Annotated in this window: 23 protein-coding genes, 1 tRNA gene and 2 pseudogenes; 14 read left to right on the forward strand and 12 right to left on the reverse strand. The window is 68.3% G+C overall.

All coding sequences use genetic code 11. The annotated features are described in order from the left end of the window. Positions 1-494 (forward strand): GNAT family N-acetyltransferase (locus FCU40_RS17045; protein ID WP_168076519.1); only part of this gene is annotated, 494 nt, incomplete at its 5' end. A gap of 5 nt (positions 495-499) precedes the next feature. Here FCU40_RS17045 and gluQRS read toward each other — a convergent pair. Next, entirely contained in the window at positions 500-1,345 is an 846-nt protein-coding gene (gluQRS, locus tag FCU40_RS17050) for a tRNA glutamyl-Q(34) synthetase GluQRS (RefSeq protein WP_168076521.1), read from the reverse strand. A gap of 7 nt (positions 1,346-1,352) precedes the next feature. Continuing rightward, a complete protein-coding gene (locus FCU40_RS17055) occupies positions 1,353-1,976 on the reverse strand; it encodes a TetR/AcrR family transcriptional regulator (protein WP_168076523.1) in 624 nt (207 codons plus the stop codon). A 164-nt stretch (positions 1,977-2,140) separates the two neighbouring features. Between FCU40_RS17055 and FCU40_RS17060 the strand changes: the two genes are divergently transcribed. The 5 genes from FCU40_RS17060 to FCU40_RS17080 all read left to right on the forward strand — a co-directional run bounded on the left by FCU40_RS17060 (position 2,141) and on the right by FCU40_RS17080 (position 4,902). Beyond that, a complete protein-coding gene (locus tag FCU40_RS17060; RefSeq protein ID WP_004622156.1) occupies positions 2,141-2,251 on the forward strand; it encodes a hypothetical protein in 111 nt (36 codons plus the stop codon). A 179-nt stretch (positions 2,252-2,430) separates the two neighbouring features. Beyond that, complete coding sequence (greA, locus tag FCU40_RS17065; protein WP_168076525.1) at positions 2,431-2,913, forward strand: transcription elongation factor GreA; 483 nt, start codon at positions 2,431-2,433, stop codon at positions 2,911-2,913. Positions 2,914-2,975: 62 nt separating this feature from the next. After that, a complete protein-coding gene (locus FCU40_RS17070; protein WP_168076549.1) occupies positions 2,976-3,617 on the forward strand; it encodes a DNA-3-methyladenine glycosylase 2 family protein in 642 nt (213 codons plus the stop codon). A 174-nt stretch (positions 3,618-3,791) separates the two neighbouring features. Beyond that, entirely contained in the window at positions 3,792-4,355 is a 564-nt protein-coding gene (locus FCU40_RS17075; protein ID WP_081612970.1) for an HNH endonuclease, read from the forward strand. 265 nt (positions 4,356-4,620) lie between these two features. After that, entirely contained in the window at positions 4,621-4,902 is a 282-nt protein-coding gene (locus FCU40_RS17080) for a hypothetical protein (RefSeq protein ID WP_168076527.1), read from the forward strand. Here FCU40_RS17080 and FCU40_RS17085 read toward each other — a convergent pair. The 6 genes and pseudogenes from FCU40_RS17085 to FCU40_RS17110 all read right to left on the reverse strand — a co-directional run bounded on the left by FCU40_RS17085 (position 4,895) and on the right by FCU40_RS17110 (position 11,454). Further along, positions 4,895-5,416, reverse strand: a complete 522-nt coding sequence (locus tag FCU40_RS17085) for a VanZ family protein (protein WP_168076529.1) — start codon at positions 5,414-5,416, stop codon at positions 4,895-4,897. The two genes, FCU40_RS17080 and FCU40_RS17085, sit on opposite strands and share 8 nt — an antisense overlap. A gap of 107 nt (positions 5,417-5,523) precedes the next feature. Beyond that, the gene (locus tag FCU40_RS17090) at positions 5,524-7,278 is read right to left on the reverse strand and encodes a M1 family metallopeptidase (protein WP_168076531.1); all 1,755 of its coding nucleotides are present in this window, start codon (positions 7,276-7,278) and stop codon (positions 5,524-5,526) included. A 91-nt stretch (positions 7,279-7,369) separates the two neighbouring features. Next, positions 7,370-7,930, reverse strand: a complete 561-nt coding sequence (locus FCU40_RS17095; RefSeq protein ID WP_168076533.1) for a demethoxyubiquinone hydroxylase family protein — start codon at positions 7,928-7,930, stop codon at positions 7,370-7,372. After that, positions 7,927-8,499, reverse strand: coding sequence for a disulfide bond formation protein B (locus FCU40_RS17100; RefSeq protein ID WP_168076535.1), 573 nt, complete (start codon positions 8,497-8,499; stop codon positions 7,927-7,929). Before FCU40_RS17100 ends, FCU40_RS17095 begins: the two co-directional genes overlap by 4 nt. Then, a complete protein-coding gene (locus FCU40_RS17105) occupies positions 8,496-9,104 on the reverse strand; it encodes a YqaA family protein (protein ID WP_168076537.1) in 609 nt (202 codons plus the stop codon). Before FCU40_RS17105 ends, FCU40_RS17100 begins: the two co-directional genes overlap by 4 nt. 146 nt (positions 9,105-9,250) lie before the next feature. Beyond that, positions 9,251-11,454: pseudogene (locus FCU40_RS17110) on the reverse strand (TonB-dependent hemoglobin/transferrin/lactoferrin family receptor). A 163-nt stretch (positions 11,455-11,617) separates the two neighbouring features. Between FCU40_RS17110 and FCU40_RS17115 the strand changes: the two are divergent. The 6 genes from FCU40_RS17115 (at position 11,618) to FCU40_RS17140 (ending at position 15,142) form a co-directional block, all read left to right on the forward strand. Further along, entirely contained in the window at positions 11,618-12,394 is a 777-nt protein-coding gene (locus FCU40_RS17115) for a DUF4198 domain-containing protein (protein ID WP_168076539.1), read from the forward strand. Positions 12,395-12,405: 11 nt separating this feature from the next. Continuing rightward, the gene (locus FCU40_RS17120; RefSeq protein WP_168076541.1) at positions 12,406-12,870 is read left to right on the forward strand and encodes an EF-hand domain-containing protein; all 465 of its coding nucleotides are present in this window, start codon (positions 12,406-12,408) and stop codon (positions 12,868-12,870) included. 142 nt (positions 12,871-13,012) lie between these two features. After that, the gene (locus tag FCU40_RS17125) at positions 13,013-13,261 is read left to right on the forward strand and encodes a DUF3297 family protein (RefSeq protein ID WP_004622132.1); all 249 of its coding nucleotides are present in this window, start codon (positions 13,013-13,015) and stop codon (positions 13,259-13,261) included. A 46-nt stretch (positions 13,262-13,307) separates the two neighbouring features. Then, positions 13,308-13,550, forward strand: a complete 243-nt coding sequence (locus tag FCU40_RS17130) for a hypothetical protein (protein ID WP_168076550.1) — start codon at positions 13,308-13,310, stop codon at positions 13,548-13,550. A gap of 75 nt (positions 13,551-13,625) precedes the next feature. Further along, positions 13,626-14,402: a hypothetical protein gene (locus FCU40_RS17135; protein WP_168076543.1), complete on the forward strand. Its 777-nt coding sequence runs from the start codon at positions 13,626-13,628 to the stop codon at positions 14,400-14,402. Between the two features lie 230 nt (positions 14,403-14,632). Further along, positions 14,633-15,142: a MarR family winged helix-turn-helix transcriptional regulator gene (locus tag FCU40_RS17140; protein WP_004622127.1), complete on the forward strand. Its 510-nt coding sequence runs from the start codon at positions 14,633-14,635 to the stop codon at positions 15,140-15,142. 26 nt (positions 15,143-15,168) lie between these two features. Here FCU40_RS17140 and FCU40_RS17145 read toward each other — a convergent pair whose 3' ends face one another. Beyond that, positions 15,169-16,155 (reverse strand): P1 family peptidase, encoded by a 987-nt coding sequence (locus FCU40_RS17145; RefSeq protein WP_168076545.1) that lies wholly within the window; start codon positions 16,153-16,155, stop codon positions 15,169-15,171. 101 nt (positions 16,156-16,256) lie between these two features. Between FCU40_RS17145 and FCU40_RS17150 the strand changes: the two genes are divergently transcribed. Further along, positions 16,257-16,341: transfer RNA gene (locus FCU40_RS17150), tRNA-Leu, on the forward strand. A 31-nt stretch (positions 16,342-16,372) separates the two neighbouring features. Here the strand turns inward: FCU40_RS17150 and FCU40_RS17155 are convergent. Together FCU40_RS17155 and msrB are read right to left on the reverse strand one after the other, a co-directional pair. Continuing rightward, positions 16,373-16,999, reverse strand: a complete 627-nt coding sequence (locus FCU40_RS17155; RefSeq protein WP_168076551.1) for an alpha/beta hydrolase — start codon at positions 16,997-16,999, stop codon at positions 16,373-16,375. 118 nt (positions 17,000-17,117) lie between these two features. Next, complete coding sequence (gene msrB / locus FCU40_RS17160) at positions 17,118-17,597, reverse strand: peptide-methionine (R)-S-oxide reductase MsrB (RefSeq protein ID WP_168076546.1); 480 nt, start codon at positions 17,595-17,597, stop codon at positions 17,118-17,120. Positions 17,598-17,651: 54 nt separating this feature from the next. Here msrB and FCU40_RS17165 point away from each other — a divergent pair, with 54 nt between their 5' ends. Continuing rightward, entirely contained in the window at positions 17,652-18,230 is a 579-nt protein-coding gene (locus FCU40_RS17165) for a type 1 glutamine amidotransferase family protein (protein WP_168076547.1), read from the forward strand. A 33-nt stretch (positions 18,231-18,263) separates the two neighbouring features. Here the strand turns inward: FCU40_RS17165 and FCU40_RS17170 are convergent. Then, positions 18,264-22,174: pseudogene (locus FCU40_RS17170) on the reverse strand (LamG-like jellyroll fold domain-containing protein). Positions 22,175-22,225: the final 51 nt, after the last annotated feature.

The raw sequence follows: 22,225 nt of genomic DNA on the forward strand, positions 1-22,225 counted from the left end.
CGCCGGTCGATCTGGCCCAGCGCCTGGCGGCGCGGGGCTACGCGGCGACCAAGGAGACCCAGGTGATGCTGGGGCCGACGGGCGGGGCCGGCGATCCCGACGTCCAGGTGACCGCCGCGCCGGACGCGGCCTTCGAGGCGGTGTTCACGGCCACGGCCGGCGATCCGGAGGATGGCCGCGAGCGCATCGAGGCGCTGAACCGCATCCCCGCGCCGGCCCGCTTCGCCCGGCTGGACATCGCCGGCGCGCCCGCCGCGATCGGCTGCGCGGCGATCAGCGCTGGCGTGGTCGGCGTCTTCGGAATGCGCACCGCGCCCGATCACCGTCGCAAGGGCCTGGCGCGGCGGGTCCTTCGCGCCTTGCTGTCCGAGGCCATGGCGCTGGGCGCCGATCAGGCCTGGCTTCAGGTCGAGGCCGACAACGCCCCGGCCATCGCCCTCTACGCCGCCGAAGGCTTCGCGCCGGCTTATCGATATCGTTACTGGACGCGCTGACGGCGTCAGGGCGCTACGCCAAGTTCGATCCAAAGGTCCGCCGGGCTCATCCCCATCGCGCGCAGTTCGCGCAGCGTCTGGGCCTTGTCGCGCTTGGCGTACCGCTTGCCGTCCGGACCGACCAGCAGGCCATGGTGGCGATAGATCGGCGTCGGCAGGTCCAGCAGGGCCTGTAGAAGGCGCTGGATATGGGCGGCCTCGAACAGGTCATGGCCCCGGATCACGTGGCTGACGCCTTGGGCCGCGTCGTCATGGACCACGGCCAGGTGGTAGGCGACGCCGACGTCCTTGCGGGCCAGGACAATGTCGCCGGCGGTCTCGGGGCGGGCCTGGATCAGGCCTGTCTCGCCTCCGGGGCCGGCGCCTTGCTCAAGGAAGCTCAGCCCCTCGAAGCCGCCCAGCGCCGCGCGCGCCGCGGTCAACGACAGCCGCCAGGCGAAGGCCTCGCCGCGTTCCAGGCGTTCGGCCTCCTCGTCGGCGGGGAGGGCGGATCCGATATAGGGAACAGCCGGTTCGTGGGGGGCGCGACCGATGTCGATTTCCCGGCGGGTCTTGAAGCAGCGATAGACCAGGCCGCGTTCGCGCAGGGTCTCGATGTCGGCGTGGTAGCGGGCCAGGCGCTCGGATTGGCGGCGGACGGGCTGTTCCCATTCAAGGCCCAGCCAGGCCAGATCCTCGAGGATCGCCGCCTCGTATTCGGGGCGGCAGCGCGTGGCGTCGATGTCCTCGATGCGCAGCAGGAAGCGGCCGCCCGCCGCCCGCGCCGCGCGATGGGCGGTCAGGGCCGAGAAGGCGTGGCCGCGATGCAGCAGACCCGTCGGCGAGGGCGCGAACCGGGTGACGAAGGTCACGGCGACCTCAGGCCCGATCGATGACCTTGGCGAACATGCCCAGATGCTCGAACACCGCGCGCAGGAAGGCCTCCTCGCCGCCCAGCTGGGCCTTCAGGCCGGCGAAGTGCTTGAAGCCGATCATCTCGGCCAGGCCGTGGCCCGCGCACCAGGCCGCGATGGTGGCCAGCTCCAGATCGATATCGCTGACATGGCCGCCGCCGATTTCGTTGATCGTGTCGCGAACCTGGCAATAGGCGCCGTCTTCCTTCGCCTTTTCGGGCAGGGCGTCCTTGTCGCGCGAGCGGTCGTACATCACCCGATAGAGGGCGGGATTGTCGCGCGCGAAGCAGACATAGGCCACGCCAATGTTGCTCATCCGCGCCCGCTTGTCGTCGGTCGAGACGCGGGCCTTGGCCAGGGCTTCATCCAAAGCCTCCCAGCCCTCGTGCGCCACGGCCTCCAGCAGCTCGTTCTTGTCCTTGAAGTGGTGATAAGGCGCGGCGGGGCTGACCCCGGCCTCGCGCGCCACGGCCCTCAAGGACAGGGCGGCCGGGCCTTCGCTCTCCAAGATCTTGCGCGCGGCGTCGACCAGGGCGCGGCTGAGGTCGCCATGGTGATAGGGGCGGGATTCGGCGGCTGCGTTGCTCATCGGCCTCACTCTAACCCCGCCTTTCTAAAATTTCATCCAAACGCTGTAAAGATTATCTTGACGTCGTTTAGATCGATGATATCTAAACGCCGTCCAGATTGATCCGGCGAGCGCCGGTCAGAGCCCATCGGGGGTTCGGGACACACAAGATGGAGGGGCACCTCATGCAACGCACGCTGAACGCCTTTGAAACCGCCTTTGACCGTCTGGCCGCTGGCTACTTCCTCGTGATCGCCCTGGGCGTCGCCGCCGCCGTCGCCGGCGTGGTGCTGTAAGAGAGATTGTTCGCAGTCGGCGGAGCGGCTTTCGATCCCCCGGAAGCGCCCGCCGCGGCGTTCGGTCGACTTGAAGCTTGGCCCTGGCGGAGCTAACCAGACCCGGACGCGTTAGGCCTTCCGACGCCGTTTCATCCGTAGGCGTCGCAGGCTTTTTCTATGATCCAAGACATTTTCCGATGAGCGTCGCCTTCACCAAGGAAGGCGACAGCGAGGCTTTCGCGGCCGACCTGCCCGATCGCCCGATCTCGACCCATCCCAATCTCGTGACGCCGGAGGGCCTCGACCAGATCGAGACCGAGTTGGCAGCCGCGCGCGCCGCCTACGCCTCGGCCCAGAGCGCGGGCGGGGCGGCCGATGGCGATCGCACGGCCATGGCTCGCGCCACTCGCGACCTGCGCTACTGGTCGGCGCGCCGCGCCACCGCCCAGCTGATGACACGCGATCCGGCCAAGAGCGTCGTGCAGTTCGGCGACCGCGTGACCTTCGAACGCGAGGACGGCCGCGTGCAGACTTTCCGCATCGTCGGCGAGGACGAGGCCGACCCCGCCAAGGGCTCGGTCTCCTATGTCGCGCCGATCGCGCGGGCCTTGCTGGGCAAGGCGGTGGGCGATGTCTCGCCCGCGCCGGGCGGCGAGATCGAGATCACCGCGATCGGCTAGAGCGCTTAGGTTCAGCAAGAACCGGATTGCCATCGGCGGCGGGGCGGGCTCCTTTGCGGGCGATGTTCGTTCCGCCGACCGCCGAGGTCCTGCTCGAAGCCCGACAGCGCCTGGCCGCCGCCGATCCGGCCCTAGCCGCCATCGAGGCCGTGACCCCGCCGTTCGCCTGGCGCGTCGGCCTGGGCGGCTTTCCAGGTCTTCTGAAGATGGTCGTCCAGCAGCAGGTCTCGCTGGCCTCGGCGGCCGCGATCTGGTCGAGGGTCGAGGTGGGGTTGCCGGAGATGACCCCCGAGCGGGTGATGGCGCACGACCAGGACTATCTGCTTTCGCTGGGCCTCTCGCGCCCCAAGGCTCGCTATGCCCACGCCATTGCCCAGGCGCATCTGACGGGAAGTTGCGACTTCGACGCGCTGCCGGGCTTGTCGGACGAGGCGGCGATCGGCGCCTTGACGGCGATCACCGGGATCGGCCGCTGGACCGCCGAGGTCTATCTGATGTTCACCCAGGGCCGGATGGACATGTTCCCGGGCGGCGACGTGGCGCTTCAGGAGGCCATGCGCTGGGTCGATCGGTCGGAAGTGCGGCCGACCGAGAAGCAGGCCTATGCCCGCGCCGAGCTCTGGCGTCCCTATCGCGGCGTCGCCGCGCACCTGCTGTGGGCCTGTTATGGCGCGGTGAAGCGCCGGGAGATCGCGCCTTTCTGAGGGAATGCGACGGGATGTCTTGGTTCTGTCGCTGACTTGGCCCATCCTTTCCTCGCGTTCGGGAATGAATGCCGATTCCCAGAATTGCGTAGGAAGGAGGCCCGTCTTCAGTCCTGTCGCGTACTTTATCAGCCGAGGTGCTGAACGCTTCGCCGTTCGCCTCGCGAGGGGGATCTGATGCAGGTCCTCACCCGCCCGCCATCCGGCATGCCGGCTCTGGTGCTCAACGCCGATTTTCGGCCGCTCAGCTACTATCCGTTGTCCATCTGGCCTTGGCAGGAAGTGATCAAGGCCGTCTTTCTGGACCGCGTCGACATCGTGGCCAGCTACGATCAGGTCGTGCGCTCGCCATCGTTCGAGATGAAGCTGCCCAGCGTCGTGGCGCTGAAGCAGTACGTCCCGCAAGAGCGCCCGCCGGCCTTCACCCGCTTCAACCTGTTCCTGCGCGACAGCTTCAGCTGCCAGTACTGCGGCTCGACCGAGGAGCTGACCTTCGACCACGTGATCCCCCGCTCGCGCGGCGGTCGGACCACCTGGGAGAACATCCTCACCGCCTGCGCGCCCTGCAATCTCAGCAAGGGCGGGCGCACGCCGCGCGAAGCCGGGATGCTGCCGTTCCACAACGCCCGCCGCCCGTCGATGCACGAACTGCAGGAGCGGGGGCGCAAGTTCCCGCCGGGCCGTCTGCACGTCAGCTGGCTAGACTATCTGTACTGGGACATCGAGCTGGAGGCTTGAAGGCTTGAAGGCTTGAAGGCTTGAAGGCTTGAAGCGCGAAAACGGCCCGGGCTGGCGTCGAGGAATGGCTGTCCCGGGCCGTGCGCGCGAGACGGAAGGGGAGGACCGCCGCGCTGAACGGTAAATGCGTCGTGATGGTCAAGGTTCCGGCGTCGCGCGCGGGAGGTTCCGAGGCCGTATCAACAGCGCGGCGCCGGCGCGTCCCATGCAACCCGGATGTCGGCGGGAGGGTTTTTCAGGACACAGACTCCTGGAGAGACCCGTCATGAACCGCCCAGAAGACAAGAGTGAGGATCGCCACTTCACCCACGGCACCGCCTCGTCCACCGCCGACATGGCCGCCGAGGGTGAAATTCGCCCCGAGGACAAGCATTTCGACGCCCCGCCCGCGCGGCGCGCCGATCAGCCGCTGAAGGACGACGAAAAGCACGACCAACTGGCCGACAAGGTCGAGGCGTCCGAGAACCGTCAGGAAGCCCTGCTGGACGAGGGCCTGGAGGAAAGCTTCCCGGGCAGCGACCCGGTCAGCGTCAAGCGCATTACCTGATCAGCGTGCCCGACTGACGCGCCGGGAACCGGCGCGAGGCGCGTTCGGCGAAGCTGAGCGCGCCGGTCAGTTGGGGTTCGAGGGCCGTCACGTCGCGACGTTGCTGGCGGCGGCGATCCAGCTTGACGATCTGGCCGAAGGTGAGTTGGCCCTTATCACGGGCCAGCTTGCGAGCGCCTTCGATCAGGCTGGCGCCATGGACCACGACGATCCCGAAGGCGTCGGCCAGCCAGTCGGCGACGTTTCCGTCGCGACCGGTGAAGGACTGCGCGACCTCGATCGCCGCGCCCAGCACGAGGGCGGCGATCGCCAGGTCGTTGCGGCGCATCCGGGGGAAGGCGAGAAACGACACCGCCAGAAGGCCGCCGAACGCCAGGGCGTGGGCTTCCTTGTCGGTCAGCCCAAAATGCGACTCCGCGCCCTGAAACGGACCCAGCGTCAGCACCGCCACGGTCACGGACCCCAGCACAAGCGCCAGGCGCGCGGCGTAGACGATATGGACGGGCTTGAACATGGACGCGGCCTCCGGAAGGACGCCGACGTCTAACGGTCAAGGTCGCGATATTTGGTGAAACAAGAGGGTTAGTGGGAGATGACCGCGACGGCCGCCTCCCACCCGACCTATTTCTTCGAGGTCTCGGCCTGCTTCTGGGCGGCGGCCGCCTTGTCGGCCTCGTCCTTGGCGGCCTTCCAGGCGTGGTACTGCTCCAGATACGGCGCGCGACGCAGGATCTTGGAGGCCGGATCGACGATGACCGGGACCGTGTCGCCGACGCTCACGCGGCCGGTACCGTCGGTCATGGGCGCGGTGACGATCTTGTCGCCGACCTTGACCTCGACCGGCATGGGGAAGGGCTTGTCCTTCGGTGTCTTCCACTTCAGCACCAGATCGCCGCCCTCGCGGGTCTGGATCAGGTCGGGGAGCTGCGGCTCGTAGAAATAGACGTCGAAGAACCAGCCATAGTCCTTGCCGGTCACGTCGTTGACGATCTTGATGTAGTCCTTGGTGCCCAGATAGCGGGTCGTGAAGTTGCCAGGCTTCGGATCGGGGCGGCCATAGACGGCGATGCGGGTGATCTTGAAGAAGTCCTCGTCGCCGATCAGCGCCCGCAGCGTGTGCAGGACATTGGCGGCCTTGTAGTAGATGTCGTTCCCCGGCCCGTGGTCGCCGTTATAGACGTCGTCCTCGCGCAGTTGCTTTCCCGAGACGATCGGCGACTTGTTGCGGGTGTCGACCCGCATCTGGTTCAGGCGCGCCATGTACTCCATGTCGCCATGCAGCCATTGGGAATACAGGGGCTGCATGTAGCTGCCGTAGCCCTCGTGGATCCACATGTCGTCGTTGTCGAGGTCGGTGACCTGGTTGCCGAACCACTCGTGGGCGAACTCGTGCTGCAGCAGCCAGTCGAAGCCGTAGACGTCCTTGCGGTAGCCGTTGCCGTAGGCGTTGATCGTCTGGTGTTCCATGCCCAGGTGCGGGGTCTCGACCACGCCCATCTTCTCGTCGCGGAACGGGTAGGGGCCGATCATCTGCTCGTAGAAGTCCAGCATCGGCGTGAACTCGGCGAACAGCGCCTTGGCCTTCTCGCCGTCGCCCTTCAAGTGCCAGAACGACATCGGGAAGCTGTCGCCGAACCGGCTCTTGTAGGTGGCGGTTAGTTCCTCGAACGGGCCGACATCCAGGGCGATGGCGTAGGTGTTGGGGTTCTTGGTCTCCCAGTTGTAGGTCCGCCAGCCGTCTTTCTCGGTCATGCCCTTGAAGACGCCATTGGCGGGCGCGACCAGCGGAGCCGGGACGGTGATGTGCAGGTCGACCAGCTTGGGCTCGCCGGTCGGATAGTCGATGCAGGGCCAGAAGAGGTCGCAGCCCTCGCCCTGCACGGCGGTGGCGATCCAGGGCTGGCCGTCGGGCGACTTGGCCCAGACGAAGCCGCCGTCCCACGGCGCCTTCTTGGCCTCCAGCGGCACGCCGTCATAGGCGATGACGACCGTGACCTGGCGACCCTTGGCCACCTTGTGGGGCAGGGTGATGGTCATCCGCCCCTCGGGATTGGTCCAGGCCGAGGGCTTCAGCGCCTTGCCGTCGATCGTCAGCTTACGGATCGTGAAGACGCGGTCGAAGTCCAGGACCAGCTTGTCCAGCGGGCTCTTGGCCGTGAAGGTCAGGGTCGCCTCGCCCTCGATGGCCTTCTTGTCGGGGAAAATCTTGAACTTCAGGTCGGCGCGGTCGAAGCCCAGCGCCTGCTGCTCGACGGGCATCGGGCCGCCGGTGTCGAGCGAGAGGGCGCTGGTCTTCAGCGGCTCTGCGGCCTGGGCCGTCGACAGGGCCAGGAACGAGGCCGCGCAGGCGGCCAGGACGCGGGTGCGAAACGACAAGTGGGCGACTCCCCAACGCGAAAATCTTGCTGGGGCGTATCGGTAGGCCCGCGCACGCCGGGCGCCAAGGCCAAGCGTGGCCGCGACGGGCCTAGATCTTCTCGCTGATCTTGATCGCGGCGCGGCAGCCGGCCTGGATGACGGCGGTCAGCAGGGGATAGGCCGTCGCCTCGTGGGCGCCTTCCTCGACGGCGAGGTCGCGGTGGGCAAGCTCGTCGTCGCGGAACTGGGAAAGCTCGGCGGCCAAGGCCGGGTCGCGGTCCTTCAGTTCCTCGATCTGTCCGGCATAGTGCTTCTCGATCACCGTCTCGACGGCCTCGGTGCAGGCGTGGGCGGCTTTGTCGCCCAGCAGGGCGGTGCCGGCGCCCAAGGCGAAGGCGGCGGCGCGCCAGACCGGAGACATCAGGGTCGGGCGCACCTTGCGCTCGCTCAGGAGGTCGTTGAACCGGCTCAGATGGACCTGTTCGTGGCCCTCCATCTCCTTCAACTGGCTGGCGATGCGCTCGCGGCCGGGCGCCTGGCGCATGACGGCCGCCTGGCCGCGATAGATGTGGACCGCGGCCAGCTCGCCGGCCTGATCGACACGGAGCATCTCGGCGAGGCGCGCGCGCTGGGCGCCTTGGCCCGGGCGGGGAGGGACGGGGCGGCTCATTCGACGACCTCCGGCTTGCGCAGACCGGCCATCACCGACCAGACCGCCAGCTTCAGCGAAATCAGCGCGTTCCAGCCCGCCATGGACAGGCCCAGGAACACCCAGGCGGCCTTGTCGCAGGCCGGAGCCTTGATCGTCGCCGTCCCCTTCAGCATCGCCTCGAGGTTCGACGCGACCGCGGCGCTGCCGCCCGAACAGGTCGCGGGGCCCGGCCACCACTTCCACTCGGCGCCGGCGTGATAGATCGCCAGGCCCATCCCGTAGAGGAAGATCGCGGCCAGAGCGGAGTCCGCGACGCGGCGCGCGCGCGGCCATAGCGGCGTGCGCTGCAGGATGACGGCGACCAGGCCGACGGTTCCGGCCACCCAATAGACCTCGCGCTGCTTCAGGCAGAGGTGGCAGGGCGCCAGGCCGCCGAAGCGCTCGAACGCATGGGCGATGGCCAGCATCAGCGCGCTGCTCAGCAAGGCCGTCAAAGGCCAGTGGCGCGTGAAGAAATCGATCAGCCGCGTGACGGGATAGGGGGCGTCGCCGCTCGTGGTTTCGGAATCGGTGCTCGTCATCGTCATGCCCCGCAGGCGCCGCCGTGGCCGCCGCCTCCCAGGAAGTGGCTGGCGCCGAGGCCGATGACAAGGAGACCGATCAAAATCGCCGCGAACAGCGCCAGCCGGCGTTCGATCACCGGCATCATGGCCGGGCCGAACCGCTTGACGACGAAGGCGACCAGGAAGAAACGCGCGGCGCGCGTCACGGCCGACGCCGCGACGAAGATCGGAAAGCTGAAGGCGGCCAGGCCCGAGGCGATCGTCACCAGCTTATAGGGGATGGGGGTCAGGCCCTTGGCCAGGATCACCCAGACGCCATACTTCCCATACCAGCACTGGAATTGTTCCAGCCCGCCCGCGTGGCCGGTGATCGACATCATCCATAGGCCGAAGTCGCGCAGGAAATAGCCGATGGCCCAGCCCAACATGCCGCCCAGGACCGACGCGATCGTGCAGAGCAGGGCGTAGCGCCAGGCCTTTTTCGGCTTGGCCAGCACCATCGGGGCCAGCATCACGTCGGGGGGAATCGGAAAGAACGAGCTTTCGGCGAACGAGACGGCGAACAGGCTGAGCGGGGCGTGGCGCGAGGCGGCCAGGCCCATCACCCAGTCGTAGAGGCGACGCAACATGCGGACTCCGATGACGTGACGCGTCTAGCTAGCAGGGCCAGCGGGGCTTGTCCGCAAGGATGTCGGCGCGCGCGGCTTCCCGGCCCGCGCGCGCCGCCTCCGGCCCGAGTCCGCGAACGGGTTCGGACAGGAATCCGCGTTCCTGGTCAGAACTTCAGCGCCAGCGAAACCCCGTAGTTGCGGCCGGGCTGAGTATAGGCGTCCTTGACGACCGAGCTGTCGGAGAGGCCGCGCGCGTCGCTCCACCACCAGTACTTCCGGTCGGTCAGGTTGAAGACGCCGCCGCGCAGCGTGACCGCGTCGGTCACCGCCCACCAGGCGGTCAGGTCGGCGATGGTGAAGGACGGGGGCATGAAGCAGCCGCCCGTACAGGCGACCCCGGCCCGGCTGGCCGATTTGCGTTCGGCGTGGATGACCGAGAGATCACCGCCGAAACGACCGCTGGGCGCGCGATAGGCCAGGCCGCCGGTCAGTTTGACCGGATCGATCGTGGCCAGCGGCGCGCGCGCGCCGTTCGTCTTCGACGACCCCTTGGCGTATGAGACCGCCGCCCGCGCGGAGAACCCGCCGCCCAGGTCCACGGAGCCCTTGGCCTCGACGCCGCTGATCTTCACGCCCGACAGGTTGACGTATTGATAGACGGCCGGGTCGCTGGGCGAGAAGGTTCCGCCAACCTGAATCTGGTCGATGAAGTCGTGGTACTTGCCGGTGAAGCCGGTCACGGCGGCGCGCCAGCGGCCTTGATGCAGGCGCGCGCCGCCTTCCAGGGTCTCGCTGGTCTCGGGCTTCAGGTCGGGGTTCGAGATCGACTTGTAGTTCGCGACCAGGTTGGCGAAACCCGTATTGACCTGGATCGGCGAGGGGGCCTTGAAGCCCGCCGCGACGTTGGCGAAGAGGGTGACGGCGTCGCTGGCTTCCCACACCACGCCGAGCTTCGGCGAGACATGCGACTTGCTTTGACCCGAGGCTGCCGCCGGGAACAGCGGATCGGCCTTGGGGTCCAGCTTGTAGTAGTCGAAGCGAACGGCCGGATAGATGGTCACCGCGCCGGACTTGATCTCGTCCTGCGCGTAGAGGCCCGCCAAGGTGAAGTCGGTGATCGGGAAGGCCTTGGTCGGGAAGGTCTCGCCGACCGGCGGGACCGTGCCGTTCCGCGTCCCGTCCTGGCGGGTGATCGAGGCGTCGCCGCCCCAGACGACCTCGTGGGTCCACGCGCCGGTCCCGAAGCGGCTATGCAGCTCGACGCCGGCGCCGAACACGCGGTTGTTGAAGGTGGCGTCGCGGGTGCGGTCGGCGGCGGTGTTGCGATCCTCGGCCGAGAATTGACGGGTCGTGCTCTTTTGCCAGTAGAGCGTGGTGCGCGCGGCCTTGATCAGGCCGTCGCCGCCGTCGAAGCGGTGGTCCAGGCCGACCCGGTTACGCCTCAGGCGGTCGAAGGCGGTCAGGCTCAAGACGCTGGTCGCGGCCAGGGGCGGCTTGGCGATGGCCGACAGCACGGTCCAGTCGACGTCGCGGTCCAGGTGGTCGACGGTCAGGCGGAAGCGGTTCTGGTCATTGGGGCTGTAGATCAGCTTTCCCAGCACGGCGTTGGACGTGTCGTCCTCGGGGTTGGCGGTGGTGCGGTCGGTGTTGGCCGAGTCGTTCGAGCCGGCGGTCTTCTGGCCGTGACCGTCGCGGCGGGTGTAGGCCAGCATGGCCTGCCATCGGTCGGACAGCGCGCCGGCCAGAACGGCGCTTTCGGCCCAGCTCCGGTCGGCCGAGGCGTAGCCGACCCGGGCCCGGCCGGCGACGGTCTGCCCGGCCTTCAGGATATCGGCCGGATCCTTGGTGATGAAGCTGACCGAGCCCGCCAGGCCGTCGGCGCCGTAGAGGGCCGAGGCCGGGCCGCGCACGATTTCGACCGACTTCAGCACGTCCAGATCGACGTAGTCGCCGCGCCCGGTCGCCTGGGCGCCGAACGCGAAGCCGTCGGGCACGCGGACGCCGTCGACCACGATCAGCACCCGGTTGCCTTCCAGGCCCCGGATGTTGAAGCCGGCGTCGCCGTCGCGACCCGTCGAGGCGCCGGCGGCGGTGAAGCGGGCGGGGGCGGCGCGCACCGAGACGCCGGGCTCGTCGCGCACCAGGTCCTTGATGTCCTTGACCAGGCCGTCCTCGATCTCGTCGGCGGAAAAGACCGTGACCGTCGCCGGAACCTGGGAGACCGGCTTCTCCGATCGCGTCGCCGTGACGGTTATCTTGTCGACCTCGGTCGCGTCGGCCGGGCGGCGGTGTCGGCGGCGTGGGCGTTGGCGGAGAGCAGGGCGGCGGTCGAGGCGGCCGCCAGGGCGGCCAGCTTCAGGCGAGACATCGATATCCCCTTCGATAGCGTCTAGATGCGAATTATTCGCAATTGATGGCGAGGGCCTAAGGCGGCGCGCTTCGCCGGTCAAGTTATTTGCAATTGATTCTCAGAACTAATCGCAATATCTCGAAGCCGCCGCGGTTTGGCGCGGCGCCCTGGGGTGTTCCCGATGATCCGTTCTCTTCGCGCCGGCCTGCTGGGCGGCGCGCTCCTGCTGGGGCTGGCCGCCGCCGCCGAGGCCCACTCGCCCTATCTGCTGCCCACCGTGTTCGACGCCTCGGACCGCAAAGTCGTGATGGTGCAGGGGTCCTTCACCGAGAGCTTCTTCACGCCCGAGGTGGCGATGAAATCGGACGCCTACGCCGTGATCGGCCCGGACGGCGCGCGCGTTCCGCTCAAGCCGATCTATCTGAACGAAGTCGCCCTGGTCGAAGCGCCGGTCGAAAAGCCCGGCACCTATCGGATCACCAGCGGACAGCGCGCCGGCCGCGTCGCCAAGGCCGCCAAGGTCGCGGGCGAGTGGCGGTTCTTCGAGGACGGCAAGGCTCCGCCCGATGCGATCGACATGCAAAGCATGACCCTGGCCGAGGTCTATGTCTCGCGCGGCGCGCCGAACGACGCCGCCCTGGCGCCGATCGGCAAGGGGCTGGAATTTCATCCGATCACCCATCCCAGCAAGATCACCACCGGCCAGGACGCGGTGTTCGAGGTGCTGTTCGACGGCCATCCGTTAGCCGGCCAGCCGATCACGCTGAGCGCCGCCGACGACCGCTACGCCGACGCCAAGGTCGCGCCGAGGACCGTGACCAGCGACGCCAAGGGCCGCTTCGCGGTCAAGGTCGATCGGTCCGGGATCTACCAGATCCAAACCCGCTACCGCGTCGCGCCGACCGGCCAGCCCGCCCAGAGCTTCACCTACGCCCTGACCTTCGAATCCCTCCGCTAGGACATAGCCCCATGACCAAGATTCTGATCGCCGCCGCGCTGGCCGCATCGCTGTTCGCCGGCGCCGCCCACGCCGCCTCGCACGACCGTGACACCTTCATCAAGGAGCAGGACCAGAACGGCGACGGCGTCGTCACCAAGGACGAGTTCGCCGCCACCCGCGCCGCCGAGTTCGCCCGCATCGACGCCAACAAGGACGGGGTTCTGTCGCGCGACGAATATGTCGGCGAATTCAAGGGCCGGCTCGAAGCGCGCCTGGCCGCCTCTAAGGACTCGGCCGCCGACAAGGCCGAGGAGCGCGCGCGCCAGATGCGCCAGGCCGATGTCCGGTTCGGCGTGCTCGACAGCGACAAGAGCGGCGGGATCACCAAGGCCGAGTTCGACTATTCCGGCTGGCGCATGTTCATGCATCACGACACCAACAACGACGGCGTGGTCTCGAAAGCCGACCCGATCAAGGAAGACGACAAGGACTGAGACTCCTCGCGGCCGCCGGTCTTGTCCCGATCCGGGGGTTAAGACCGGCTTTCGTCGCGGGATTTGGATTTTCGGCGTTTCGTGGCTATCACCGCCGGCCAGGACATCAGGGCCGACGCGCCCAGACGAAAGCCGAAAGACCATGAGCGACACGCCGCCCGACCGCCTCTCCGTCAATCCCGACAGCCCGTACTACGACGCCGCCCTGCTGGAGCGCGGCATCGGCATCCGCTTCAAGGGCGTCGAGAAGACCAATGTCGAGGAATATTGCGTCAGCGAGAAATGGGTGCGGGTCGCGGCCGGCAAGACCCTGGACCGCAAGGGCAATCCGATGACCATCAAGCTGCAGGGCGAGGTCGAGCCCTATTTCCGCGACGACGCCGAAGCCTGAAGCTCGAGCGGTGAGCGGCTCGACCAGCGATCCCGATCTCGAAGCGATGGCGCGCGACGAACTGGCGCGCGCCATGACCTTGAGCTGGCGGGATCTGAAAGGGATCGTGCCGTGGGGCGACACCTTCGAGGGCGTCTCGCCCGCCGGTCGCTATGTCGAGGTCGAGCGCAGCTACATCTGGGCGTCCGAGCCGGGCGGCGACATCCTCTGCGAGGTGACCGTGTATGGCGGGCCGTCGCGCTATGAGCACGGCGCCCGCGTTTCGAAGGTCATTTCTCGCCACGCCTGAGCACCTTGGCCGTGCATCCGTAACGCTGTTGCGTTAACCATGTTCGCGTCGTGACGCCGAGCGTGGAGGGTTCCGGTGTACCAGTCTGAATTTCCGGTGGATCAGCCGGTGCCGGTCTTCGACCCGACCTTGCTGTTCCTGTTGATTCTGGCTGGCCTGGCCATCGCGGGCCTGGCCTTCTTCGCCGGCCGCCTGACCGGGCGGGGCGACAAGGGCGAGAAGTGGGGCGATGTTCCCAGGATCATCCACGAGGCCGTGAAGGCCAAATGCGTCGCCGCCAGCAGCGCCCATTCCGGCGAGCTGGTGGTCAAGACCCAGGAACTGATCGACGAGGTGAACCTTCGCGTCGGTCCGCTGCTGGCCTTTGGCGGTCCCTGCGCCAAGGCCTTCAAGTTGCTGGGCGACGCCCTGAAGGGCGAGCCGCCCGAGGCGAAGAAGACGGACGACAGCAAGTCCGGCCATGGCCATGGCAAGGGCCAAGACAGGGACCATGGCGCGCCGGCGGGAGGTGGCCATGATTCGCTTGAGGCCGAGGAAACCAAGAAGGATGGCGCGGCGAACATCGGCCTCTTGACGCGCAAGGTGACCATCCTGGCGCCCCAGACCGTTGTGATCGCCAACGCGCCGTCGCCCGAAAAGGCGCGCGTGGAGCATCCCAAGCGCGGCGAGGAGGCGCCGAAGGGACTTGAGCACAAGGAATACATGCAGCTGCTGCGCCTGGCCGTGGCCGAGTTTTCGGACTTCTGGAACCGCCCCAACTGCCTGCGCGAGCTGGAGGCCTGCCAGAAGGTCCTGACCGAGACCAAGCCCGCGTCGAAGCCCAAGCCGGGCGGCTCCGAACACCATCACTGAGGTCCCGAGGCACGGGAACGCCGTTCACGTGGGCGAGACGGCTATTCTCTGCCCAAGCGGCGTGCGAAACTGGGACTTCGTTCGAGAGGGTTCGCCGCGACGTTGAGGCGTCGCGGGTCCGGGCTCAGATCAGGTTGTGCGTCGGTTCCGGCCGGATTCGACGCGAATGGATTGGCGAAGGCCGCTCCTCCGAAGGCGGCCGCGCCGCCGGAGGAACGAAAGGAAGGGACATGACCGCTACGGTCTCTCCGATCACGTCTGGCGCGCTGGAAGCGCCCGAGGCCAATGTCAGCCTGTCGAACTATGTTCCCTATCGCCTGGCCACGGCCTCGGCGGCGGTCAGCCGCCTGATCGCCCGCGCCTACGAGGACCGCTTCGGCCTGACGATCCCGCAGTGGCGACTGATGTCGGTGTTGGCCGAGGGAGGGCTGACCCAGCACACGGCCGTCACGCGCACGGCCATGGACAAGGTCCGGGTCAGCCGCGCGGCGCAGGAACTGGTCGTTCGTCGGCTGGTGGCCCGCACCACGGTTCGGTCCGATCGCCGCTCTCACATCCTGGAACTGACCGCCGCGGGCCGGCGTCTGTTCGCCGAGATCGCGCCGCTGGCCTTGGCCTACGAGGCGACCCTGCTGGCGGGCCTGGCGCCCAGCGAGGTCGCGATGTTCAAGCGCCTGCTGGACCACCTGGAAACCGCGGCGATCCAGCTGACCGGCGGCGAGACGATCAGCCCGCCGTAAGCCTTCCAGCCACCGCCTTGGCGCTGTCAGCGGGCCGCTTCGAAGACCGCTCGGGCGATCGCGCGCGCCAGGCAGTCGGCGGCCGCCGAGCCGATCTTGGCCAGCAGCAGGCGGCGCATCGGATCGGCGCCCAGCGCGACCGCGCCCGAGGCCAGGGCGAAGACCACGTCGCCGTCGAACGGCGTATGGGCGGGGCGCACTGCGCGGGCCATGCCGTCGTGGGCCATCATCGCCATCCGCTGGGCCTCGGCGGTGCTCAGATCGGCGGTGGTCGCCACCAGGGCCAGGGTGGTGTTGGCGCCGGCCTTGAGGCGCGCGGCCAGCTTCGAATCGTCGGGAATCGGTTCGATCGCCGCCGCCAGGTCGCCCGGCCGCTGGCCACCGAACTCGCCGTCGATCTCGAACGGCCAGGCCCAGAAGGTCTCGCCGTCGGCCATGTAGGGCGAGCCGATCGGATTGGCCGCCACCAGCGCGCCGACGATCAGGCCATCGCCCAGGTCGATCGACGCCGAGCCCAGCCCGCCCTTGCGCGTCCCCGCCATCGCGCCGCGCCCGGCCCCGACCGAGCCCAGCGGAAAGTCCGCCGAGGCCGCCGCCACGGCCTTCATGCCCAGCTCGCGATAGGGTGGGGTGAGACCCCAGGCCTTGTCGCCGCCATTGGCCAGGTCGTGCAGACAGGCGGACGGCACGATCGGGATGGCTGGGGTTCCGGGCGACAGTCTCAGCCCATGCCCTCGCGCCGACAGCGCCGCCGTCGCGCCATCGGCCGCGCCCAGCCCGAACACCGAGCCGCCGGACAGGCAGATGGCGTGGGCCTTGGAGAAGCTGTTCTCGGGCCGCAGCGTATCGGTCTCGCGCACCGCCGGCCCGCCGCCGCGCACATCCACCGCCGCCGTCCAGGCTTCGGGACAGAGAACGATCGTCGTCCCCGTGCGCGCGGCCTCGTCCTCGACGCATCCGACCAGAAGGCCAGGCACGTCGGTGATCAGGTTGCGGGGGCCGGGTTTAAGCATGGGGAATCTCCGATCGCGGCAAATGGTAGACCGCGCATCGCGACACTGGAAATCGCCGTCGACGCCTGCTAGGAAGGCCACCCTTCGCCGATGCGAAGCCTGCGGGCGTGGTGAAACTGGTAGACGCGCCGGACTCAAAATCCGGTTCCGAAAGGAGTGTCGGTTCGACCCCGACCGCCCGCACCAACTGTCTTTCGATATCTGGCCGGCCAAGCCCTCAGGGGCGCCTTGGCGCGCGCGTTTCGCTTTCTTGGACGGCCACCTTTCGGATCAGGCCGTTCAGAAGGCTCCGCCCGCGCGACCAGGCGCCGTGGCCCGACTCGACATTGATGTGCCCCGCGCGGCCCAGATCGACGAACTCCGAGCCCCAGCCGCGCGCGAAGGCCTCGGCGCGTTCGATCTCGACATAGGGGTCGTTGCGGCTGGCCACGACCAGGCTGGGGAAGGGCAGGCGCTGGCGGGGGATCGGCGAGAAGCCGACCAAGAGGCGGCCGGCCGGGCCCTCGCGATTGACGTCGGCCGGCGCGACCAGCATGGCCCCGCCGACGCCGCGTCCGCCGGTCACCTGGGCGAAGTGGGCGACCAGGGCGCAGCCCAGGCTGTGCGCCACCAGGATCGCGCCGGGCCGCCGACGCACGGCCTCGGCCAGGCTGATCGTCCAGTCGCCCAGGAGGGGCCGCTCCCAGTCCTGCTGCTCGACGCGCTCGGCGTTCGGCAGCGTCCGTTCCCAATGGCTCTGCCAGTGGTCCGGACCGGAGTTGTAGAGCCCCGGCACGATCAGGATCGGCGGATCCTCGCGATAGCCGCGAAAGGCCGCGGGCTCGAAGGTTGAGGGCGGAGGCATCATCATGCGCAACTCGATAGGCTTGGGCCGTCGAACGCTGATGCCCGCTCCCGCCGCTCGTCTCAATTCATATCAATTCGATGGGGATTGAGAAAAGCTGGGGCGGGGCGCGCCCGCCTCAGCCGATCTTGTCGCCCCGATGCAGCGGATCGGGCAGGGGATCGCCGGCCTTCACGAACTGCAGCGACACCGAGTTGATGCAGTAGCGCAGCCGCGTCGGGGCCGGGCCGTCCGGAAAGACGTGGCCCTGGTGGCTGTCGCAGCGGGCGCAGCGGGTCTCGATGCGGACCATGCCATAGGACGTGTCGCGCACGCCGACCACGTGGTCCTCGGCGAACGGCGCGTAGAAGCTGGGCCAGCCCGTGCCGCTCTCGAACTTGGTCTCGTGCTTGAACAGCGGCAGGCCGCAAAGGCGGCAGGCGTAGACGCCGGGGCTCTTCTCGCCCAGCAGGCCGCCGCAGAACGGGGCCTCGGTGCCGTGGTGCAGGAGAACGCGAGCCTCCTCGGCGGTCAGGTCGGCCTCCAGGCGTTCGCGTTCGGGTTCCGTCGGCGGCGTCAAGTCGAAGCCGGCGGTTGAAAGGATGGCTGCGTCTGTCATGACAGCCAATGTAAGCGTTCAAGCGCTCGTCCGGTAGAGAGCCCAGGAGATCCCATGACCGTCGCCGTCGCACTTTTGCAACCCGGCTGGGCCGATTGGGAGGCCGGGCCGGTGCTGGCCCTGCTGCGCCGCGAACTGAAGGTCCAGATCGAGATCGCCACGCCGGACGGCGAGCCCGAGACCTCGATCGGCGGGGTCCTGGCCGCGTCCGACTACCGCTTCGACGATCCGGTGCTGAGCGACGCCGACCTCTTCATCGCGATCGGCAGCGACGCCTGGACCGAGGGCGAGAACAAGGCCGTGACCGCGCTGCTGCGCCAGGCCTTCGCGGACGGCAAGCCGGTGGCCGGCATCTGCGCCGGCACGACCGCCCTGGCCCACGCCGGCCTGTTCGACGGGCGAAAGCACACCTCGAACGGCCAGGAGTGGCTGGCCAAGGCCGTGGCCGACTATCCTGGCGCGGAGCACTATGTGGACACGCCGCGCGCGGTGACCGACGGCAAGGTGGTCAGCGCCTCGGGCCTGGCGCCGGTGACCTTCGCCGCCGCCGTGGCGCGACTGGTCGCGCCGGAGGCTGAAGAGATGCTCGCGGGCTTCGAGGCGATGTTCGCCCGGGAGTTCTCGAGTCGGTGATCCCGACTTCCGTGTGAAGCCGGGATCCTGTCCTCACGGCAGCACGACCTCGTCGTTCAGGCGGGTGTTCTGGGGCTGGCTGGTGACGATCCGCACCCGCAGGCCCTGGGCCTTTACGCCGGCCGGGATCTTCAGCTTCACCGAGGCGGTCTTGGGCAGCAGGTCCTTGGGGGCCTCGAGTGCCGGAGTCGGAGCGGAGTCCAGCACCTTGCCCAAGGCGTCGACAAGCTCCAGCCGAGCCGCCGTCGCGTCCTGGGCCCCCAGGCTGTGGACCGTGGCGGTGACGGTCGCGCCGTTCACCGCGATGTCGCCCCGTCCGACGCCGAGATCGGCGCGCTGGGCGGGATCGTCGCCGGCCGTCACCTGCTTCATGTCGATGATCGTCGTCTGGCGCGGGGGCAGCACCACCTGCGTTCCGAGGCTGCGCTCGAAGGGCAGGGCGCGGGTCTGACCGGTGCCGTCGATCGCGTCGTCGCCGTTGGCGTCGATTCCTTGCGTCAGGCTCCACTGGCCGGGCGCGACGTTCCAGCCGGTCATGGTCGCCGTCACCGGCTTGTCGGCCGCGTTGTAGGCGATCACCTTGAAGCCGGTCTTCGTGGCGTCCTTGATCAGCACCGCCACGTCCGTCCCGTCGGCGCCGTCGAACCGCCAGGAGACGGTGTGGCCCGGCGTCATCTGGCCGCGCTTGTTGGCGATGCCGCCCAGGCGCGAGCGTTGCAGGATGTCAGAGGGCAGCTCCACGCGGTCCGACCACCAGTGGCCTTCGGTGTGCATGTAGAGATGCTGGCTGTTCCACTGGATCTCGTCGGCATACAGCGCCTCGAGATAGGTCTTGTCGCCGGTCAGGTTCCAGGCCGCGTAGCGCTCCGCGCCGGCGCCCTTGCCCGAGGCCTTGAGGATCGCGTCCTTGTTGGCCTCGCCGAGACCCAGCTCCATCAGGGCGTTCTCGTTGATGCTCTGCAGCGATTTGACGCCCGCCTTGCCGATCCGCCACCGGATCGGGGCCAGGTACTTTTGGTCGCCGGTCAGGCGCCAGGCCTGCCAGAACAGCTGGAACGGACCGTCGGCCCCCGAGCCTTGCAGCACCGTGCCGCCGCGCTCGGCGTCGCTGCGCCAGTTGATCTCATTGGGGATCGCGCCGTCCTTCTTGGCGTGGGCCAGATAGCCGTCGGCCAGGCCCAGGACCAGGTCGCGCGAGGTCGGGTCGTTGTTGAAGTCGCTGATCAGGATCGGCGGATGGGTGACGCCGAACGAATAGGGCTTCTGCCACTCCCACGGACCTTCCCGGTACGACATCGCGCCATTGTACCAGTTGGTGTTGAAGTGGATGTGGCCGGCCGGGTTCTTGTCGATGATCCGAGGCAGGGCCTTGACGGTCGTGAACAGCCGCTCGACGGCCTTGGGCTCGCCGTAGTGAATGTACATCGCCTCCGAGTTCGAATTGATGCCGTCCTCGTAGGCGTGCAGTTCGTCGGTCACGATGGTCGACAGGCCGTTCGTGAACATGCCGTTCTTGTAGGCGGCGTCGGCCAGCCGATCGTGCGAGGCCGTCAGCTTGTCTGGCTGGACGCCCATCAGGATCAGGCCGGGCCATTGCTGCAGCAGGTCGGTGTCGTCTGAGATGCCGCCGCCGAAGTCGCCGAAGTCGGACTGGCGCTCGTCGACCCACCAGTTGACGAACTTGCTGACCAGCTTCAGGTCCTCGAGCTGGCGGAAGGCCCACAGGGGCTCGCCCGCCGGGGGCTTGGGCTGCTCGAACGCCGGCCAGCCCTGGCTGCCATAGGTGATGTCGCCCCAGTACTCGCGGCCGATCTTGTTGTCGGGATCGACGCGCAGCAGGTCGGTGATGTCGGCGTAGAGGCGGCGATAGAGGCCCTGGCGCTTGGAGGTCGTGTGCTCCTCGACCAGGAAGCCCCAGTTGTCCTTCACCTGGTTCAGGCGATCCTGGATATGCTCGACCTTGGCCTGGTCGCGGTCCTTCAAGACGAGGCGGATCTTGGCGCCGTCCAGGGCCTTGGGACCGAACTCGGCGCTGTCGGCGGCCAGGGTCAGGTACAGGCTGTCGGGCGTCAGGATGCGGTCGCGCAGGTCGAGCCAGACGGTGCGCGGCTCGCCGGCCTTCACCGAGACGCTGACGTCGATCATGTTCCGCCCGGGCCAGATCGGGTCCTTCACCTGGATGTTCAGCGGGATCAGCGCGCCGCTCGCGCCGGGCAGGGCGGGGATGTCGATGGCGACGCCGTCCAGGCCGTCGCGGGCGTTCTCCCAGCCATAGGCCCAATTGCGGGCCAGCGCCTGGCCGGGCGGCGCGTCGCCGAAGCCCGAGGGGATCAGCACATGGACGATCGGCAGGCCCCCAACGGCTGGCGAGCCGGAGAGGTCGCTGTCGGGCCGTTTGCGGCTGGGCGCGCCCTCGGGCAGGGCCACGACGGTGGCGCGCTCGCCCACCGGGTGGCGGCCGGCGATATAGGCGTTGAGCGCGGCCAGGTTCAGATAGTCCGGCGCCACGTCGGCGCGGACCGTGTAGCTCATCTTGAAGGCGTCCTTCGGCTCCGCGCCGGCGAAGACGTTGTAGGCCCAGATCTCCTGGATCGGGGTCTCCTGAGCCACGTTGGTGAAGGTCAGCACGCCGCCGGTCAGCGGTTGGGCCAGGCTAGTGACGGTGCGCTCCTGGTCCTTGGCGCGCGTCCCCACCGAGGCGCCTTTCTCACCCGCCTTGGCCGCCCAGGAGAGGTCGCCATAGGCGGTTCCCTGGATTTCCAGCCGGTTGATCGGCTCGTCGGGCAGCTTGAGCGTCAGGGCCTTGCCGCCGTCGACATAGACGTTCCAGTCGGGCAGCTGGAAATAGTCGTTACGACCGGGCAGGCGCGAGCGGTTGTAGACGCCGGGCCAGGTGGTCTCGGGAATGCCGTCGGTGGCCTTCCACATCCATTCCTTGATGTCCTTGGCGTCGGCGAACTCGACCTTGCGGATGGTGGTCTTCTCGTCGGCCAGGTAGGGGGGCGGGCTCTTGTTCCAGCCGTAGCGCTGGCGCCAGGCGGCGTGGATGGCCGGATCGGCCAGGGTCGGGACCTCGGCCGAGGCGGTCGGGACCTCGCCGCGCGACAGGGCGGCGATGGCGGCCGCCTCCAGAGGACGGTCGTAGACCCGGATCTCGTCCAGGTCGCCGCCTCGGGTGAAGTTGTAGCGGCTCTGCACCTGGTGCGGGGCGATCACGCGGCCGGCCACGCCGAACTGGTCCAGGCCCGCGTCATAGACCGCCTGGGCTTGCGTCTTGGCGGCCAGCTTGCCGTCGACGAACAGCTGAACGCCGGTCGTCTCGTCCCAGGTGAAGGCCAGATGCGTCCAGGCGTCGGGGGCGGGGGGCTTGTCCAGCTTGAACGACACGCGGGTGCGCGCCAGTCCGTTGTCGGTGACGAAGGCGTCGAAGCCGTGGCCGTTCCAGTCGATGCGCAGGAACGCCATGTCCCAGCTGGTGTGATCGGCGTAGCCTACGCGGAAGATCACGAACGGAGCGACGCCGACCGGATAGCCCGAGCGCCAGAAGAAGGCCAGGGTCCCGCGCTGGGCCTGGATATTGCCCGGCGCGTTCCAGGCGACGATCCCCTCGTCCTCGGCGTGGAAGCCCTTGCCGATCTTGCCGTTCGGGATGGACGTGACCTTGTCGGCGAAGTTGGGAACCGGGTCGCCGCCGGCCACGTCCGCGACGAGGCCCTTGTCGCCCGAGGCCTTGAACAGCAGCGCCGGCTCGTCGGTCGTCCGCGCCGCGTTAGCCGCTTGGGCCAGGATCAGCGCGCAAGCCGAGCCCAGGAAAATCGCCTTCATCGGAACCGTCTCCTCCCGTGGGCGGACATCGCGGAACCCTACTCTCGGTAACCGGTGTCATGCCTCAATGAAAGGTGTAGCGCTCCGGGGGCGAGGTTGCAAACCCGTCCCGGCCTGATAACCGGTGTCCAACAAGACGATAACCCTGCGGGAAACACCGGATGTTCAGC

It is taken from the genome of Caulobacter sp. SSI4214 (genome assembly GCF_012184455.1).
GTDB lineage: Bacteria > Pseudomonadota > Alphaproteobacteria > Caulobacterales > Caulobacteraceae > Caulobacter > Caulobacter vibrioides_E.

Coding starts and splice junctions, on each gene's coding strand:
- FCU40_RS17115 (WP_168076539.1), top strand. CDS start 11,618: ATGATCCGTTCTCTTCGCGCCGGCCTGCTGGGCGGCGCGCTCCTGCTG.
- FCU40_RS17080 (WP_168076527.1), top strand. CDS start 4,621: ATGAACCGCCCAGAAGACAAGAGTGAGGATCGCCACTTCACCCACGGC.
- FCU40_RS17130 (WP_168076550.1), top strand. CDS start 13,308: ATGGCGCGCGACGAACTGGCGCGCGCCATGACCTTGAGCTGGCGGGAT.
- greA (WP_168076525.1), top strand. CDS start 2,431: ATGAGCGTCGCCTTCACCAAGGAAGGCGACAGCGAGGCTTTCGCGGCC.
- FCU40_RS17155 (WP_168076551.1), bottom strand. CDS start 16,999: ATGCCTCCGCCCTCAACCTTCGAGCCCGCGGCCTTTCGCGGCTATCGC.
- FCU40_RS17070 (WP_168076549.1), top strand. CDS start 2,976: ATGTTCGTTCCGCCGACCGCCGAGGTCCTGCTCGAAGCCCGACAGCGC.
- FCU40_RS17140 (WP_004622127.1), top strand. CDS start 14,633: ATGACCGCTACGGTCTCTCCGATCACGTCTGGCGCGCTGGAAGCGCCC.
- FCU40_RS17095 (WP_168076533.1), bottom strand. CDS start 7,930: ATGAGCCGCCCCGTCCCTCCCCGCCCGGGCCAAGGCGCCCAGCGCGCG.
- FCU40_RS17100 (WP_168076535.1), bottom strand. CDS start 8,499: ATGACGATGACGAGCACCGATTCCGAAACCACGAGCGGCGACGCCCCC.
- FCU40_RS17055 (WP_168076523.1), bottom strand. CDS start 1,976: ATGAGCAACGCAGCCGCCGAATCCCGCCCCTATCACCATGGCGACCTC.
- FCU40_RS17145 (WP_168076545.1), bottom strand. CDS start 16,155: ATGCTTAAACCCGGCCCCCGCAACCTGATCACCGACGTGCCTGGCCTT.
- FCU40_RS17060 (WP_004622156.1), top strand. CDS start 2,141: ATGCAACGCACGCTGAACGCCTTTGAAACCGCCTTTGACCGTCTGGCC.
- FCU40_RS17085 (WP_168076529.1), bottom strand. CDS start 5,416: ATGTTCAAGCCCGTCCATATCGTCTACGCCGCGCGCCTGGCGCTTGTG.
- FCU40_RS17105 (WP_168076537.1), bottom strand. CDS start 9,104: ATGTTGCGTCGCCTCTACGACTGGGTGATGGGCCTGGCCGCCTCGCGC.
- FCU40_RS17165 (WP_168076547.1), top strand. CDS start 17,652: ATGACCGTCGCCGTCGCACTTTTGCAACCCGGCTGGGCCGATTGGGAG.
- FCU40_RS17120 (WP_168076541.1), top strand. CDS start 12,406: ATGACCAAGATTCTGATCGCCGCCGCGCTGGCCGCATCGCTGTTCGCC.
- FCU40_RS17125 (WP_004622132.1), top strand. CDS start 13,013: ATGAGCGACACGCCGCCCGACCGCCTCTCCGTCAATCCCGACAGCCCG.
- msrB (WP_168076546.1), bottom strand. CDS start 17,597: ATGACAGACGCAGCCATCCTTTCAACCGCCGGCTTCGACTTGACGCCG.